Here is a 16,394-nt window from a genome sequence, read left to right as displayed (position 1 = left end):
CCTTGTCGGAGTCAGATATTCCAAGCTGATGGCAAATATCGGCCAGGTACGATTCTGGCTCGTTGATCTCATCATCCGGGAACTGCAAGGAGTGAAGTCGATGAGCAAGCAGACTGAAAACTAAGGGGCGGCAACTCGCCAGTTCTCTAACTGCAGGGGATAGTTCAAGGCTTGGATGCGTTGATAGTGTTTCGTGTTGCCAGTCACAAGCACCAAGTCGTGGTTGATGGCAATGGCGGCAATCATAGGGTCTGCGCGACCGATGACTTGTCCTGAACTTTGCAAATCGGAGTCAATGCACCCGGCGAGATCTGCGGTGATCGCGTCAAACGAGAGTATCTCGACGCGGGCGAGGCGTCTACGGAACTCCTCCAGGTGTTCATACTTCCCAGCTTTCTTGTAGCCGCACACCACTTCCATCACCGTGACGCTGGAGATTGTGTAGCGGCTAAAGTCGTATCGATAGGCAGCAGCCCGGGCTGCAACAACCGGATTCTTGTTCCTTAGAATCTCCGACAGGATGTCCGTATCCAAGAGTGACTTAGTCACTGGTAGTTCTCAGCGGCCGAGTTTCCCGAGCGTGCATCGCGGAGTTCTCGATGAAGTCTGCCAGTTCCGGGTTGTCGGCGAGGAGACCTAAGAGTGGGTCATCGCTACAGTCGCCATTAGGCAGAGGCTCAGCAAGCGACGCGTTGGCTAGCGTAGCTTGAACGGCATCCAAGACAAAGTCGTTTGGCGACTTAGCTTGGGACTTCGCCGCCTGGTTCACCTGCTCGGCCAGCGGTTCGGGGATTTCAATGTGAATGCTCATAGCGGTTGCTCCTCTGATAAATCATACGACACGGGGAAACCACGCGTCAAGTTTTCTCAAGTAATGCCAGTGATTCCAGCGTTCTCGAATCTGCACGGTGGAGGTGCTGAGCCACACATCATCGAGCAGCGCCGCTTGTACAATTCAGAATGTGATTTTCTGCGACGGTATCGAGAAGCAAGAGTAAAATCATCATCGCATGTCGTTTCAGGAGGAATTCACCACATTGTGCCAGCGCTCCGGCATAGAAATTAACGAGCGTTGTGTGTGGAATTAGTACCGTCCCGTTGGGACCAATCCAATTATGAATCGCGCACGAAAAACGGGGCGACCAAAGTCGCCCCGTGGGGAGGTTCATCAATTTGCGTTTACTAGGACTAAGCCTGCCGACGGCAGGTCAGAGCCAGCATGCCAATCATGGCCAGCAAGGCGGTGGTTGGCTCGGGGATGTCGTTCACCTTGATCGTCACAGCCGAACTATCGAAGTCCTTCTTGGCGATCGTGGCTGACGTTCCCTCTTGGGAAAGGGCCAGCAGCTTGTTGTCGAGATTGATATTCACCTTGGTGGCTGTTTGGCCGGTGATGCCATTCTGAACCAGAATCGCACCGATGTCCAAGAGGACACCGCCAGTCCAGTTCGTGCTATAGGAAGGTCCGCCGCCACCGTCGGTCCCCAAACCGTAAGTTCCACCCGACGGCGAAAAGGACATGGACGCTTGATGATTGATACTCACAGGTCCCACATTCGTTGCCAAAATATCGACCGTGACGAGACCCTTCACCTCGGTGTAGGTCGCATCGGTGCCAAATCCAGCAAGACCCGTGTCACCGGCTTCGGAAAGCAAGACGGTGTTGATCCCCTGGCCTTGCTTCGCTTGGATCATAAAGAACAACTGACCATCGGTCATGTCGTTGCCACCTGCACCTGAAGCAAACGCTCCGAAGCCGATGGGATTGAAGTCGAGTGCGTCACCGCTAATCGTCGGTGCTCCGAACAAGGGTGTGTTGTCGGTTACGGAATCTTCGGTGACGTCAAGATACATGACCGTCGTACCGTCGAAGTCGCCGTAGTTAATCGGAGTAGCTTGAGAAATGGCCGGGATTAGCGCGAAGGCAAAAATTGCCGTGCAGGCTAATGTGGTAAGAAGTAGTGCCCTGGATGTCTTCAACATTAGACGAGTCTCCCCTAAAAAAGTGCGATGTTATCTATCAAAGTTGATAATTCAAGCTAGAAACCTCGCGTCCATCCGGGACCGAGATCTTGGTGCATCATACCCATCGCCAGCAGGCACCACAACCATTTTTTCCAAAAATTTCGGGAATATCATGAATGCTTGCCAGGCCGCAAGGCATGAATGAGCCTTAAACCCTTATCACCAGAAGAGTTGCAATTTGAAACTGCAAGAAGTTCATTGAAATAACGTTTGAAAGTTAGCCACAGAGGGCACCGAGGACTCAGAGAAATTGGGGCGATGGGGATAAACTCAAGGAAATCCCCGGTGTTCTCTGAGTTCTCTGTGGCACAATTCTAAGGACTTCCCGAGCCTCAAAGGTTTTCCAATGAAAATTCCCCATCTAAGTCGCGAAATTGTTCGTAATTCTTTCTGATGCATTATAGCATCTATTCGCGGAGACCTGTGTTATACTAAGCGGCTGAAGGTAAGCTGTCGCAGGGTCGCCGCCGAAGGATTTGATAAGCGATTTCTGGCTGATTTGATTCACCAAACCTCTTGATTAGAGATCGGGGCGTCCTTCTCGTGTGGAAATTCCTGCTATCGTCGTGCGTCATGCTGGGAGCCCTGGCTCCGCTGGGGGACGTTCTGCACGCCGACTTGGTGTGGCTCGAGTTTAATGATCGGGCTAGCCAGAGCTTTCCAGGTAGCGGAGGTCCTCTCTGGACCGGAGTTGTCGACACGGTTACCAACAAGCTCCGCATCGACACCTGGAGAGAACAACCTCTGCATGGAACCGAATTTTGGACCCCCGCCCAATTGCCCACGACACCCATGGTCTGGGACGCCATTGGCGCGAATGGTTTACCCTTCGATGTGCCAGATAACTTTGGTCTCAATGGGGTGGTCGACTTCGGCAACGACGCTCCAGCAAACCTTGCGAATGATTTTGCTTTCGTGAGTCCCGTCTCGATGCAAGATATGCCCTGGTACGCTTTCGATTTAGTGAATGAAGAGGTCGACAGGACCCAAGAGTTGCAATTCACCTTCACTACCATCTTCTTCCCAGGTTGGGGAGGAGATGCTTACCTTAACCAACAAGGTGAAAAGATCTTTCGCGTTGTCAAACCCACATCAACGAGCGGCGACGCGTTCGACTATCGCATGATCCCCGTCCTGCCGATTTCAGCGACCAACATCAGTAGTCCTACAGCTGCCACGATCACCGTCACCCTTCGGGATAGCACTCCGAATCCCGTCATCTACGCCATTCCCGAGCCAGCGGCTTACCTGAGCCTGGCCCTGGTCGGTGCCGCCTGCGGGGCTGCCAGTTGGTGGAAAAAGAGAGCGGCGCACCGTTAGCCGCCGGGTGGGTTTTCGTTTAACGAAGAAATGGAACGCGGATGCTCGCTGATCAGGCGGAGTTACGCGGTTTTTTCATGAAGAGCGGGACTTTCAATGATCCGCGCTTTATCCGCTCAATCCGCGTTTCTCCGCGTCTAATTTCCCCTGCCGGAAAAGATATGTGACTCGTTCCGGCCCCCGGGAAGATTGCTGCCTGCAATTGACTAGCGCCGGTCAATAACGCCGAGAGGGCAGCGTGGTAGAGCGACCGCGTTAAGTGCTCGACATGGACTCGAGCGCGGGGTCCATAGAAGTGGACGGAAGCTGGTCGAGCTTGGCAGTCAACTCAACCTCCTCAGGTACGAGGTGGTCGGCCGTATCCACAATTTCCAGTTCGACTGGCTCCAGGAGTTCCATGAGCTCGGCAATCGTCTCGCAGGAAGTAACGCCCAGAGCTCGGACTCCGACCAAGCGTAAGCGGCCGATCACATGAGTTCCCGAAAACAAGGGGATCTCTGTATTCCAGCGCTCTGGGAGTTCAGTCTTGCTCGGCCTGCTCCAGGAAGCGTGAAACCCTTCTTGATCGGCAACAAGGTTCACATCCAGAACGACCCTCACGAGAGACGTCTTTTTCGCAATCTCAATCACCGATTCCCACAAGAACTGCCACTCACGATCTCCTTGCATTTGGAACGAATATTCATGTTCCGCTTTGCCTGGCGACTTCGACAACACGAGGGATTTGATCCTCGTGATCAACATCACGAATTCGATATGGCCGAAAGCTTTGGTAACGACCAGGGTGCAGAGTACGGAGAGTACCGAAAGCAAAGCCAGCAGATCATTTCCCATGAATACGCTAATCAGGGCGCCCACACAGGTTACGGCACAGCTGATTGCCACAACGGCCAAGACTCTGGGATTACTCCCAAACATACTCATGAGCAGATGATGCAGATGGCCCCGATCGGTTGCGAAGACACTGCGGCCGGAAAGCTTGCGGCGCAGAATGGCCGCAGCAGAATCAAAAATCGGAATCGCCCAAATCGCTAGGGGGGCAGCCATGGCTACCGTTGCCGGCCCCTTCAAAGAGCCGCAAATCGCCAAAGAACCGACAACCAATCCGATCAACATGCTCCCTGCATCTCCCAGCAACATCCGCGCGGGAGGATAGTTCCAGCGTAAAAAGCCCACTAAGCTACCAATAAACACTGCCCCCACCATCGCCACTTCCGGCCGGCCAAACATCGTCGCCATTGCGGTAATCGTGGCACAGAGAATTATCCCGATCGTCGTAGCCAGGCCATCCAAGCCATCCAGCAGGTTGAGGGCGTTGATCGCTCCCAGTAGCCAGAACATGGTGAACGGGATCGAGAGCAACCCCAGTTGTACGTTATAGCCAAAGAGAGAAAATCCACGAATCTCGAGGCCAGCCGCGATCACGATCATCACGGCCACAACCTGGCCGAGCACTTTGTAGCGCCCCCTCATGCCGAAGCGATCGTCGTAGAGACCCAAAGCAACAATCCAGCCGCACGCAATCAACAAGCCTTCCAGAAGCCAAGTATCCCTGGCAAATAGGGATCGAAGATACTCCGAAGAAAAGACCCCCACACAGAGTGTTACCGAGGCCGCCAGAAAGACGGCGAGACCTCCCCCCAAGGCAACTTCTCGGTCGTGACACTTGTGATGCCCGTCAGGGCGATCCATCAAGTCCCACCGAGGAGCGAGTCTAATAATACAATGGGCGGCCACATAACTTAGCGCAGTCGCGAGGCATCCCAGCGCTAGCAAATAAAACATGGTGTCCTGAATCCTGGAAGGGCCGCCGACTGAAGTGACAAATCTAAGTTGGAAATAATTCTCAGCGGTTACTCAGAAGCGGAAATGCGAAGACTCTCAGCATGCCAGACAGTATGAAAAAACCAACGCCTAATTCAGTGACTCACCTCTGTCTAACACGTTTAGTCTAGGCGATCTGCCAAAACCTTTCCCATTTAAGTACTAGTCATACTTTGACTACAGAAGGGCATTATGTCAACTAATCTGATAGCGTCTGGGCCTTTTGCCCCGATAGAATGCGTATTTTGCGGATTCCCAGCGAGTCGTCCCGAGAGATGAATCTTGCAGCAATAGCAAGAAATCAACTGGGATAAACGCATTTGTGAAGAATGTGCGTAGATTAGTGAAGGGTTCTTAGAAATGCGCAATTTATCAGATTCGAGTTTTCAGTCCTTTAGAAATTGAACGCGGATGCGCGCTGATTGGGCGGATTGTTACGGATTTATTAAGTAGGGAAGGACTTCCGATGATCCCCGTTTGTCCCCGGCTAATTTCCTTGAATCTGAATTCTTCAGTATTACGGATTTGAACAGGAGGGAAACGAGAGAACGGAGGGGAATGAAGTTTGCCACGAGAAGCACGAAGAGTCACGAAGAAGGGCAGAAAAGAAATTAGACTCAGATGAACGCTGATTGGGCGGATTTGCGCTGATCAGAGAGAAAGTTTCGAGTCATGAGTTGCGGGTCGTGATTAACTCGTAGCTCGTATCTCGTCACTGACGCCTTCTTCCCTAACCTCTAACCTCCAGCCTCTATTCTCACTTTCGCACGTTCCGCTTCGCGAACGGCCGATACAGCGGATCGCCGATGAGCGTCATCATCCAGCTATTGAACGGCTTGGTCTGGTAGTAGCATTCCACCAGTGAGAGCTCCCCCTTGATAAGCAATGCCAAGAATTCGTTCGGACGAGGAAACGCCACGAGATACGGCTCATATACGGGTCCAATCGTGGCGCACACGCCGTCCTCGAGCATTCGTTTGCACCAGACTTCGCTCTCCTTGTTGCGCAAGGTCGTCGCCTCGGCGCTGGCGAGGTGGTAGGCCACAGCTCCCGGTGCCCAATCAAAGGCGTCGACGTATTTCCCCAGGCTGTACCAACCACAGTAGAGAGCCGCGTCCGGGCAATCCCCCGCTTGAAAGAGTTCCGGCTTCTCGTCGAGAACCACATCCAGCGTTGTCTGCTCCTTGAGGCCTTCGGCGGTGATCAACAGCGCGCGGTCGAAGTCGGCATAGCTCCCCGGCGAGACATTCGGTTGGTCCAGCTTGCCAATGCCGCGCGCGTCGAGATAGACCTTGCCCACGAGCCCCGTCTCTTCGACTTGGATGGCAGTATCAATAAGTCCCTTAGCCAATTTGAGTGTGGGGGCATCGAGTCGCGCAACCATCAGCGTGCGAAAAGTTTCGCGCAACTGCGAATTGTTGTACCTCGGCAGTAAATAGTTGGGCTGCCAGCGGAGCAACTGGTAGTCATCCGGCCACATCACCAGCGAGAGTTCGCTGTCGAAACTGGCCGCGGTCTCGTTCTTGTCAGCAATCGAGATCTGTTCATCGAGCCATTTGATGCTCTGGATTAATCCCGCTGCCTGGCTGAGAACATTCAAGAGTATGTGATCCCGCTCGATCCCGGGGGCGCCGGCCTCCAACTCCTGCCGCATTTGCAGATAGGCCAGCATCATCCCGCGCAGTCGCTCCAATTCGGCATTGAGTTCGGGGGGCTTGGCTCCCTCCGCTTGAATCCGGCTCTGGAGCGATTGGGCCAGCACCTGCACTCCGCCGACCATCGTGGCATACTGCTGCACCTTGGCCAGCGCCTGCTGCTGCTCCTGGGGATCGTTCAGCTGCCGAATCCGCGCCTGGGCCGCCTGCAGTGCTTTCTCCAGCCGCTGCTCCAACTCCGCTTGCTCCGCTTTGGCGGCTGCTTCCTTGTCGGCTGGGTCACTACTAGCGGAGGAAGCATCTGCTACGCCATTCGACGAGTTTGCCAACGCCACCCCAGGTGCCAACACTTCGAACTCCTTGGTGATATCCTTCAGCAGCGCAACCCGCTTGGACCGTTCGCCCGTGAGATAGTCCCGGTAGTCCAACAGCGCTGGGCTATCTTTCTTGCCGCGACCAATCTTGAGCGGCACGTCCCAGGTAGTCACCAGACAGCGAATCTCTCTCTGAGGATCCTTGTCCTCAAGCCACTTGCGAATCTCCGGCCGCACAGCCCACTGCCACTTTTCGCGATCGAGGGTCTCCCCCTTGGGCATCACGACCAGGCAGATATTCTCGGCCGGAATCTTCCGCTGCTCGGCATAATACTCCGCCAGCCGCTCGGACTCCTTACTCCCCCGCACCGCAATAATGGCAATTTCCGAGGGTCGCAACTTCGCCTGAGCGAGAGAAGGCAGGCTGGCAATAGTAATGGTGAGGAGAATTAGGACGTATATATTTTTCATAAGTGGTTGTTGGTTAGTGGTTAGTGGTTAGGGAAGAAGGCGTGGGTTACGAGATGCGAGCTACGAGCTAATCACGACTCGCAACTCGTGACTCAAAACTTTCACTCTCATCCGAGTAAATCCGTCCAATCAGCGTTCATCCGCGTTCCATTTCTTTTCTTGCCTTTTTGGTTGCCGCCAAATGCCTCGCTGAAACAATCCGTAGCTAACAATCCGGCTCTCATTACTCAACTGAATTACTAGCTTCCAGCTCCGATCCGCGACTCGTAGACGACTATTTCCTCGGCTAATTGGTTAATCATGCGTTTCAAGGATTGGAGGGTAAGTTTGTCGATCGGCTTGTCGGTAGCGTTGCGTCGAACTTCTTCAAAACGTGCGCGCAGCTTGGCCAACTTTTCACGTGTAACGTTCAGCTCGCACTCACTCTCAATATTCATGGTATCACTTCGATCGAAAATTTTGGTCGAGCACGTCGATCCCCTGCGTCTCCCCGTCTCCGTGGTAAAAACACATACCCCCAGCTCCAAGTCCCATCGTCTTTCTTGTGACTCTTTGTGCTTCTCGTGGCAATCCTACCCTAAACACAGTTCACTCAACCCTGAATCCCCCCTCTAGCCTCTTTCTCTGACTAGCGCCAAGTAACCAGCGCCTTGCGTCTCTTCTCCGTCTGGTGCTTCTTTCTCAATGCTACACTTTGTTATCCCCTGACGAATGGTAGATAAACGATTCGGTTTAGCCATTCGCTGGGGTCGCTGCACTCTTCGACGAGCAAGAGATCTTCGATACATACTCCAATGGGTGCCAAGTCGTCGACAACAAACATACCAGGACAGACCGACCCGCTCGCCAAGCGATCCAGGGCATGGCCAGGCATGGTACGTGCATCGTGAGTCACTAAAATTCGAGCGTGATCTTCAGCCCATTCAAGCAGTAGTTCGTCACTGGCACCTTGCAATCCAACGTCCTGCACTCGAACGAGATCCACCTCCTGCTTGCGGCGAAACAATCCCCGCACGATGCGCCCGTTGAAATCCTCATCCGTCAGAAAACGCAGCATCTCAGGCGCCGTCCCGCTTGGCGAGCAGTCTCGCGCGGACTCCGGTGGGATCGAACCGCTCTTGGGAGATGGCCTTTCGCTCGGCTGCTTCCTCGTCGGCGGTTGCGAGGTAAGCGTCTACCTCCTGGCGGTGGTGCAAATAGTAGTTGATCACCGCGTAGACGACTTCGAGCGAAAGGACGTCGAAGTCTTGGGCAATCTGCTCGGGAGTTGCACCGGCACAAAAGGCCCGCACCACACGCTCCAGCGGGATTCTGGTCCCGGCAATCCGGACCACGCCATCCTGCGATTCACACAGCGGCGGCAGATCAGCTTGGATAGGAAGAGGCATGGGGAAATTGGGTGGTTAGTGAGTAGTGAGTCGTGACGAGAGGTTAGAGAAATAGGTTATTTCGAGGACCCCCGGGGAATCTGTGTGGAAGCGTCGAGTGATTGGTCATTGGGAATTGATTTCTTCCCCAGCTTCCAGTCTCTTTCTCTGACTTACGCCTACTCAATTATAGCCTCGCCGCAACTGAGCACCAACAGAAGATATGTGGCCGACATGTGATGCAAACAGAACTCACCGGCGGCTAGCGCCGTTCCTCTCATCCCTCTCCGTTCTCTCAGTCCACTCCTGTTGAAATCCGTGTAAGTCCGTCCAATCAGCGTTCATCCGCGTTCCATTTCTCCCTCCCCAGTCTCCAGCCCCCGAATTCCAGCCCGACTCCTCATCGCCCCGCCTCTCGATGCAACTCGGCAAGCTCCGAGTTACCTAATGCATCATAAGCCGTGGCCAGCGATTGATGAATCACCGCCAGGTCGGGCATCCCATTGAGCGCAAATTCCAAGTCGTCGATCGCGGCTTCCCATTGTCCCAGTTTCAGCAGTATCTGCCCGCGCGTTTCACGGAACCGGTACTCCTGGGGAGACATCTCCAACGAACGATTCACCGCCTTGAGCGCTTTTTCCAGATCGGGATCGTCCCCATCGGCCAGCACCAGGCCATAGTTGTTCCAAGCGATCGGGTTGGAGTCATCTTTCTCCAGAGCCGCCGCAAGAAACTTCTGGGCTTCGCTATAGCGTTCTCGGATCGCCGCCTCGGTTCCCAATAAGACCAAGAGCTCCGCCGGCACACGCGGAGATTCTCCGAGTGTCGTCAGTAGCTTCGCAACATCCGGATTCTGACTTTCGGCACGAAACAGACCCGCCGCCAGTTGCTGCATCGCTTCAGGATTCGGGTCCAGCTCTTCAGCATCCAGCAACAGCTCCGCCACCTTGTCCATGTCGGGCAGCGGGGATCGCAAGATTTTGTCGGCCTGTTGCCGAGCGACCCCTGCCGAGGCCTGGCGAATCTGCTCGTTCTCAGGCTCCAGCTTCCGCCATTGGGCAAGAATCGTCCCCATTTGATCCCAGTTTCCCAGGATTTCTTCGGCGGTAAACCACCACTGCAATTCCGTGGCCTCCAGGGAAGAACCTCGTTGGACTAAACTATTCATCTGGGTGATCAACGAGCGGGCATCCTGACGTGCTGCTGAAGTCTGCTTGAGTTGCAGGTTCATCCGCATCCGTTCAAAGGCCGCCGCCGGCATGACGTGCACCAACGGCTCCAATTCTTCCACCGCTTCGGCCAACTGCCCCCCCTGCGCCAACCACATGGCTCGCATGAGCTGCACACTCGCCCCTTGGATGCCCAAAGACTCAAGATGATCGAGGTGTGTTTTGACCAGCGCGCGGGCTTCCTCCCGCGACTCCACCAGATCGCCATTGAATAGCCGCTGAATAATCCAGAAATGGGCGGCCGGATAGCCCGGATGATCCGTGGGTGCCAGGACCAACATTCGCTCGTAGGCTTCCTCGAGCTTGTCCTCCTCGGCCAGCGCCAGCGCCGTCCGATAAGCCGTCAGCTGGGTATCGACTCCCAGTTGCGCCAGCTTGCGCTCGTAGAGCTGAGCCCGCTCATAGTCCTTCGCCTCGAGCGCCTCTCGGACGGCGGTCTGATAGCGTCCGACAACTTTTCCTTGACCGTTCCAGGCCGCTGCTCCCAAGACAATGGCGAACGGCAAGAGCATTACCAACGCCGGCAGCCCCCACACCAAATGTCGCCAATTGCGGGTCACAAACCAGGCGTGCAGGAATCCACCCAGTGCTGCGAAAGGCCTCCAAATCGGCTGCGTGAGCCACACCAACCAGAGAACCACCCCGTCGAGATTGAAGTACTCGACCACGCGGAGAATCTGGTTTCCGACCCCAGCAAACAACCGCCCGATAAGCACGAACGGCAGGCTCAGCAGCCGCGCGACGGACGACGGCATCAGTCGGCCCACCATCCGAAATGGCCACAAGAGACCTCGCCCAACTGCGAAGAACAGCCCTTCGATCCGCTCGAAATAGTCGGTGAAGTTGAGCACGCTGCCAAACAGCCACCCGAAAAACTTCTCCACCGGCCAAACCATGGCCGCACCAAGCCCAGCGATACGCTGGCCCAGATTTCGAAACATTTGTATTACTGAATCAATCAATTGCAAGACTTTAGGGGGTTGGGGGCTAGGAACTTGGGGTTAGGGGGTAGCGAGGCACTGGGAAGAAATAGAACGCAGATGAACGCGGATTTATCGGATGACACGCGGATAAGGTGAGGAAGTTGCGAGTTTTGAGTTGCGAGTTAATCACGAATCTGACTAGCGCCTCACAACTAGCGCCTCGCGCCTCATTCCTTCCCAATCAGCGTTCATCCGCGTCCCATTTCTTTTTTCTCTTTTCATCCAATCACAAATCACTTCTCTCCCCAACCTCCTCCCTCAAATACTTCCCCACCAGCCGCAAACTGCACTCCGCCCTCCCCTGGGAAACTCAATTCGCTCTCCCCGCCTTTCGGCTCGAACCACCACCCAAAGAGAGTGCCATCTGCTGAGCTGGTCGTCGGCCAATAACTAATTACCTGCGTCCGAGTCCGTTTGCCAAATCGGTCGCAGTACCACCCCTCGGCAAACTCAAACTCAGTCCCCAGCGGAAACCCCAGCCAGCGGACCGTATCGTGCAGTCTCAACTCTAATTGCTGAGGCCCCCTTGATTCAACTCGCATTCCAAGTGCCAGATGGAGTCTCCCGACCAGCTCCCCCGATTCTAACGTCCCTGCCGATTGTCCTGGAGGGGCGGACTCCACACACGCCCATCCCCCCTCCGGCTGGGCCACTAAGAGGCGGTTTATCTGCGGCAGTCCCAGCGAACGGTAACCATCGTGGCCAGCCAGGCACCAGGCAAACGAACCCTGCTTTCCATGTTCGAACCGCGTGACCCGTCCTCGCCTTCCCATCCGAAATCGCGACCAGATATCGCAACAATTTTGATTATTGAACGTCACCACATTATGCGCCAATGACGACCGACAGTAGTCCCGCATCGAGCTTTCAGAGTAGTCGTAGACCCCACTATCCACAAACCACCGCTGGCCCCCCACCGAGGCTTCAAACCCCAGCAGGTCGCAGTGGGCGTGTGCCGGCAAGCAATCCGCTCCCACCGGCCCCGCGTCGAAGATCAATGCATCCTCACCGTCGCGCCAAACCCAGTAATTGCCCGTGACCGTGGCACCATTAAGCTGCTTCGGTGAAAACGCAATTCCTGCGACAGCGGCCAAACGATCTAGTTCTTCTACCGAAAACGCTTCTCCGAAGCAGCTATCCCCAAACAGGGGGATCTCCCCATCGGGATGGAGCACCTGCTCCAGGAAGCCACCCATCTTGGCAGCGATCGCGAGACAACTCCCCGAGAGCTGCGGACGAATAGCTCGGGCCGCGATTCCAACCTGCAGCAGATTCCCCAGCACCTGGCAGTGATACATGGGAGACCGCTCGAAATGCTCACCCGAGGGCAGCACCTGTCGCGCTAGCTCCGCTGGCAAATGTCGCTCGACCAAGTACAGCCAGCTTTCTGCGCGAGGTCCCTCCAAGAAACACCCCGCCAGCGCTAAGGCTCGCAAGTTTTCCAGGAGATGGTTCCCCCCCAGGTCAAACTCCAGCGAGCCACTGAGCCACTCCGCCTGCGTGGCAAAGCTAGTCAGAAACTCCGCTTCAAGTTCCTGCGGAGGGGGGCAAAGCGCATAGAGTTGCGCCCAGATCGGCAGTCGCCGTGACACACAATAGGGATGCCACGCATCGCTCGGATGCACAGCATCGCTCTTGGTCAAGTCTTCAGAGGGGTTCCCCGTGATCCACGATCCGACCGTCTCCCATATAATCCGCCAAGCATCCGAGTCTTCTGCAGAAACACTCGCCGCCAGATCCGACAGATATTCCTGATAGTGAAGCTGAAACCCCCACAGTCGTGCAAGATCCGACCCTCCGCCTCCCGCCCAATCAATAGGCGATCCCAGACTCCTCTTTTCGCCCAGCAGCGTAATACACCCCCGAGCCAGATCGTCCCGCTGCTCCTCAGCCGTCGCCAAACAACGCCAAACCCTCGTCTCGGCAATTCCACGAAACGCCCCCAATGCCTCCTCTCGCACCGTGACTTTTTCCAGAATCCGCTGCGGCCTCCGCGCAAACACACTCGGCCGAAGCATCCCCACTCCCCTGCGAACAAGCTGCTCGGCCCGATAATACCGCAGCACATTCCCCACCCGCGCCAGCTTGTCCCAAGACCCTACCAACCCTTTCGCCTGTTGAACAAGCATCTCTAAATCAGTCGTGGGCATAGTGGCTAGAGGTTAGAGGCTGGAGGTTAGAGGGAGAGTAAGTTGCGAGTAGCGAGTTACGAGGCGGTAGTAAAAAATGGAACGCGGATGAACGCTGATTGGGAAGGAATGAGTCGCGAGGCGCTACTTGTTAGGCGCTGGACTTTGGAAATTGCTTATTCTTCCTAATCACAAATCACAAATCACTTCCCCTAGTCCCGAGCCCCCAGATCCCAGTACCTCGTCTTTACTTCGATCCGCGCCTTATCCGCTTAATCTGCGTTTCTCCGCGTCTGATTTCTTCCTAACCTCTAACCTCTATTCCTCCCCCACCACTATTCTCGCTATCCGCTCACTCGCCTTCCCATCCCACAACTCTGGGCACGTCCCCCGCTTGTAGGTCCCCGCCAGCACCGCATCCAACTCCCGGCTCAGCGCCTGCGTGTCTCCCCCAATCAACGTGCTGGTCCCCTGCTCTACCGTAATCGGCCGCTCCGTGTTTTCCCGCATCGTTAGGCAAGGCACGCCCAGCGCGGTCGTTTCTTCCTGCAGCCCCCCGGAATCGGTCACCAGCACCTTCGCCTGCGACACCAGACACAGAAACTCCCGATACCCGAGCGGCGGCAAACAGCGAATCGCCGACGCCCGCTCCAGCAGTTGGTCCAACTCACAGTCAGTCAGTCGCGCTTGCGTTCGAGGATGAATCGGCCACACGCACGGCAGCTTCTCCGAAACTTGGGCCAGCACCTCAACAATCCCCCGCAGCGTCTGGGGGCAATCCACATTCGACGGACGATGCAGCGTCACCACCGCATACCCCCCCGGCACGAGGCCATACTCGCTCACCAGATTCAGGGCCTGGGCGCTTGCCAGTTGGTCTCTCAACGTATCGATCATCACATTGCCAACCAGGTGGATCTCGTCAGCCGACCGCCCCTCGCGCGTGAGGTTTTCTACCCCCGCCGGCTCACTCACCAACAACAGATCCGCAATCGCGTCGGTCACAATCCGGTTGATCTCCTCCGGCATCGCCCGATCAAAACTCCGCAGCCCCGCCTCGACATGGGCTACCGGTATCTGCAGCTTGGCCGCCGCCAGCGCCGCCGCCATCGAACTGTTCACATCCCCCACCACAATCAGTCGGTCAAAGCTTCCCCCCGCCGCAGGCCCGTCCCGCAGCACCTGCTCCATCCGCTCCAGAATCTTCGCGGTCTGCTGCCCATGACTCCCCGACCCCACCTCCAGATGCACGTCCGGCTGACGCATCCCCAGCTGTTCAAAGAAAATATCCGACAGCTTCGCATCATAGTGTTGCCCCGTATGCACGAGCGTCACCGCCACCTGCGGATACGCCCCCAGCGCACGCAACAGCGGAGCCATCTTAATAAAATTAGGCCGCGCCCCGACGACACAAGCAAGTTGAAGAAGATTCATGAAATAGAGGTTAGAGGTTAGTGCGGTAAAGGCGCGAGGCGCTAGCTTTTAGGCGCTAGTCAGAAAAAGTGGTTAGTGGTTAGTCGTTAGTAAGAAATTAGACGCGGACAAACGCGGATTTTGCGGATGAGACGCAGATCATTAGATGTGTAACCTTCTTGGGAAATCCGTGGAAATCAATGGCTTTGAACCTTTCTTATCTGACCAGCGCCTAACAACTAGCGCCTCGCGCCTTCCTCCCCCACCACCCTCTCCAACAAATTCAAATACTCCCCCGCCAACCGATCTCGCCCATAATGCTTCAGCACATATTCCCGAGCGTTCTGCCCCAGCGTTTCTCGCTCATGCGGATCATCCGCCAGCCGCAATAAAATCTCAACCAATTCCTCATCCGCCTCCGGAGTCATCGGCACCCCTGCCCCCGCCTCCATCACAATCTCCAGCGCTGGGCCACGAACCCCCATCACGATCGGCAACTGCATCGCCATCGCTTCGAAAATCTTCGACGGGATCACCGTGGCAAACAACTCGGTCCCATGCAAATGCACCAGACAACAATCACTCGTCGCGAGCGCCTTGGGCATCTCCTCCTTACCCAGCCGCCCCGTGAAGACCACCTGCTCCGCTACCCCCTTGTCCTGCGCCAATTGTTCCAGCTTACCCTGCTCGGCACCACCTCCCACGATCAGAAACACAATATCCGTACGGCCCAGTTCCCGCAGGCGCTCGGCTGCCTGAATCATCACCTCCAACCCATGGGCCATGCCGACTGTGCCCACATAGCTGCACACAAATTTCCCCTCCAGCCCATACCGGGCACTGAACTCGGCGCATGGCGCCTGCGGGCGAAACTGCTCTCCATCGACGCCGTTCGTAATTACACTCATCCGATCCGCCACACTGGGAACTTTTCCCGTGATCACATCCCGGTAGCCGGTCCCCACGGCAACAATATGCTTCGCCGCCAGGTACATCCGCCGTTCCAGCCATTCGAGAAAGCGAATGCGCTTACCTTTCCGCATCGCCCCCACGGCCGCGATTGAGTCGGGCCAGATATCGCGAATCTCGAGCACCAACGGCACGCGCTTGAGTCGTGCTCCCCACACCCCCGCCCACCCGCAAAAAAACTGCGGCGAAGTCGCCACCACCACATCCGGCTTGGCCTGCGAAATCGCGGTCCACACCGCACTGAGGAAATAACTCGAGTAATTGGCGATTCTGCGATTCGACCGCGCGTTGGCCGCCATGAAAGTCCAGATCCGCACTACACGTATCCCATCAATCATCTCCACCTGGCGGCGCAGCCGACTGCGATACCCCTCATAAGGCACCCCTTCAGGGCAATTCGGCACGCAAGTAACCACCGTCACCTCATGCCCCGCCGCCACCCAGCGCCGACAATGCTCATAGGTCCGCGTAGCCGGCGCATTCACCTCAGGAGGAAAGTAATGTGAGAAAAAAAGAATTTTCATTGAAAGAAGACGCTAGTTGCTAGGCGCTGGGCGCTAGTCAAAAAGTAAGCCAATCTATCCTTCTGCATTGTTCATTGCTTTTTTTCATCCCCTAACCACTAGCCTCTTCTTCTGACCAGCGTCTAACAACTAGCGCCTCGCGCCGCTCTCCCACCTCTGGGTCTCCCCGTC

The 16,394-nt window shown here is 55.8% G+C and carries 13 protein-coding genes; 1 reads left to right on the top strand and 12 read right to left on the bottom strand.

Annotated elements, in window-relative coordinates:
• Window positions 1-120: 120 nt before the first annotated feature.
• The 3 genes from Pla144_RS14445 to Pla144_RS14435 all read right to left on the bottom strand — a co-directional run bounded on the left by Pla144_RS14445 (window position 121) and on the right by Pla144_RS14435 (window position 1,983).
• Window positions 121-549, bottom strand: coding sequence for a PIN domain-containing protein (locus tag Pla144_RS14445; RefSeq protein ID WP_146451387.1), 429 nt, complete (start codon window positions 547-549; stop codon window positions 121-123).
• Window positions 542-811: a hypothetical protein gene (locus Pla144_RS14440; protein ID WP_146451386.1), complete on the bottom strand. Its 270-nt coding sequence runs from the start codon at window positions 809-811 to the stop codon at window positions 542-544. Before Pla144_RS14440 ends, Pla144_RS14445 begins: the two co-directional genes overlap by 8 nt.
• A 377-nt stretch (window positions 812-1,188) precedes the next feature.
• The gene (locus tag Pla144_RS14435; protein WP_146451385.1) at window positions 1,189-1,983 is read right to left on the bottom strand and encodes a hypothetical protein; all 795 of its coding nucleotides are present in this window, start codon (window positions 1,981-1,983) and stop codon (window positions 1,189-1,191) included.
• Between the two features lie 585 nt (window positions 1,984-2,568).
• Here Pla144_RS14435 and Pla144_RS14430 point away from each other — a divergent pair.
• The gene (locus Pla144_RS14430) at window positions 2,569-3,345 is read left to right on the top strand and encodes a hypothetical protein (RefSeq protein WP_146451384.1); all 777 of its coding nucleotides are present in this window, start codon (window positions 2,569-2,571) and stop codon (window positions 3,343-3,345) included.
• 255 nt (window positions 3,346-3,600) lie between these two features.
• Here the strand turns inward: Pla144_RS14430 and Pla144_RS14425 are convergent, their stop codons facing one another.
• The 9 genes from Pla144_RS14425 to Pla144_RS14385 all read right to left on the bottom strand — a co-directional run bounded on the left by Pla144_RS14425 (window position 3,601) and on the right by Pla144_RS14385 (window position 16,223).
• Window positions 3,601-5,130 carry an MraY family glycosyltransferase gene (locus Pla144_RS14425; protein ID WP_146451383.1) on the bottom strand — a complete coding sequence of 510 codons (1,530 nt, stop codon included), beginning with the start codon at window positions 5,128-5,130 and terminating at the stop codon, window positions 3,601-3,603.
• 796 nt (window positions 5,131-5,926) lie between these two features.
• Window positions 5,927-7,609 carry a TIGR03790 family protein gene (locus Pla144_RS14420; RefSeq protein ID WP_146451382.1) on the bottom strand — a complete coding sequence of 561 codons (1,683 nt, stop codon included), beginning with the start codon at window positions 7,607-7,609 and terminating at the stop codon, window positions 5,927-5,929.
• Window positions 7,610-7,848: 239 nt separating this feature from the next.
• Window positions 7,849-8,046, bottom strand: a complete 198-nt coding sequence (locus Pla144_RS14415) for a hypothetical protein (protein WP_146451381.1) — start codon at window positions 8,044-8,046, stop codon at window positions 7,849-7,851.
• A gap of 260 nt (window positions 8,047-8,306) precedes the next feature.
• A complete protein-coding gene (locus tag Pla144_RS14410; protein ID WP_146451380.1) occupies window positions 8,307-8,666 on the bottom strand; it encodes a DUF5615 family PIN-like protein in 360 nt (119 codons plus the stop codon).
• Between the two features lies 1 nt (window position 8,667).
• Window positions 8,668-8,997, bottom strand: a complete 330-nt coding sequence (locus tag Pla144_RS14405) for a DUF433 domain-containing protein (protein ID WP_146451379.1) — start codon at window positions 8,995-8,997, stop codon at window positions 8,668-8,670.
• A gap of 379 nt (window positions 8,998-9,376) precedes the next feature.
• Window positions 9,377-11,146 (bottom strand): tetratricopeptide repeat protein, encoded by a 1,770-nt coding sequence (locus Pla144_RS14400; protein WP_146451378.1) that lies wholly within the window; start codon window positions 11,144-11,146, stop codon window positions 9,377-9,379.
• Between the two features lie 275 nt (window positions 11,147-11,421).
• Window positions 11,422-13,317: a heparinase II/III family protein gene (locus Pla144_RS14395; protein WP_197530692.1), complete on the bottom strand. Its 1,896-nt coding sequence runs from the start codon at window positions 13,315-13,317 to the stop codon at window positions 11,422-11,424.
• A gap of 318 nt (window positions 13,318-13,635) precedes the next feature.
• Complete coding sequence (gene wecB / locus Pla144_RS14390; RefSeq protein ID WP_146451376.1) at window positions 13,636-14,751, bottom strand: non-hydrolyzing UDP-N-acetylglucosamine 2-epimerase; 1,116 nt, start codon at window positions 14,749-14,751, stop codon at window positions 13,636-13,638.
• Between the two features lie 218 nt (window positions 14,752-14,969).
• Complete coding sequence (locus Pla144_RS14385) at window positions 14,970-16,223, bottom strand: glycosyltransferase family 4 protein (RefSeq protein WP_146451375.1); 1,254 nt, start codon at window positions 16,221-16,223, stop codon at window positions 14,970-14,972.
• Between the last annotated feature and the right edge of the window lie 171 nt (window positions 16,224-16,394).

It is taken from the genome of Bythopirellula polymerisocia, from assembly GCF_007860015.1.
Taxonomy (GTDB): Bacteria; Planctomycetota; Planctomycetia; order Pirellulales; family Lacipirellulaceae; genus Bythopirellula; species Bythopirellula polymerisocia.
Note: the sequence above shows the minus strand (reverse complement) of the source record. Positions and strands in the feature narration are given on the sequence as shown.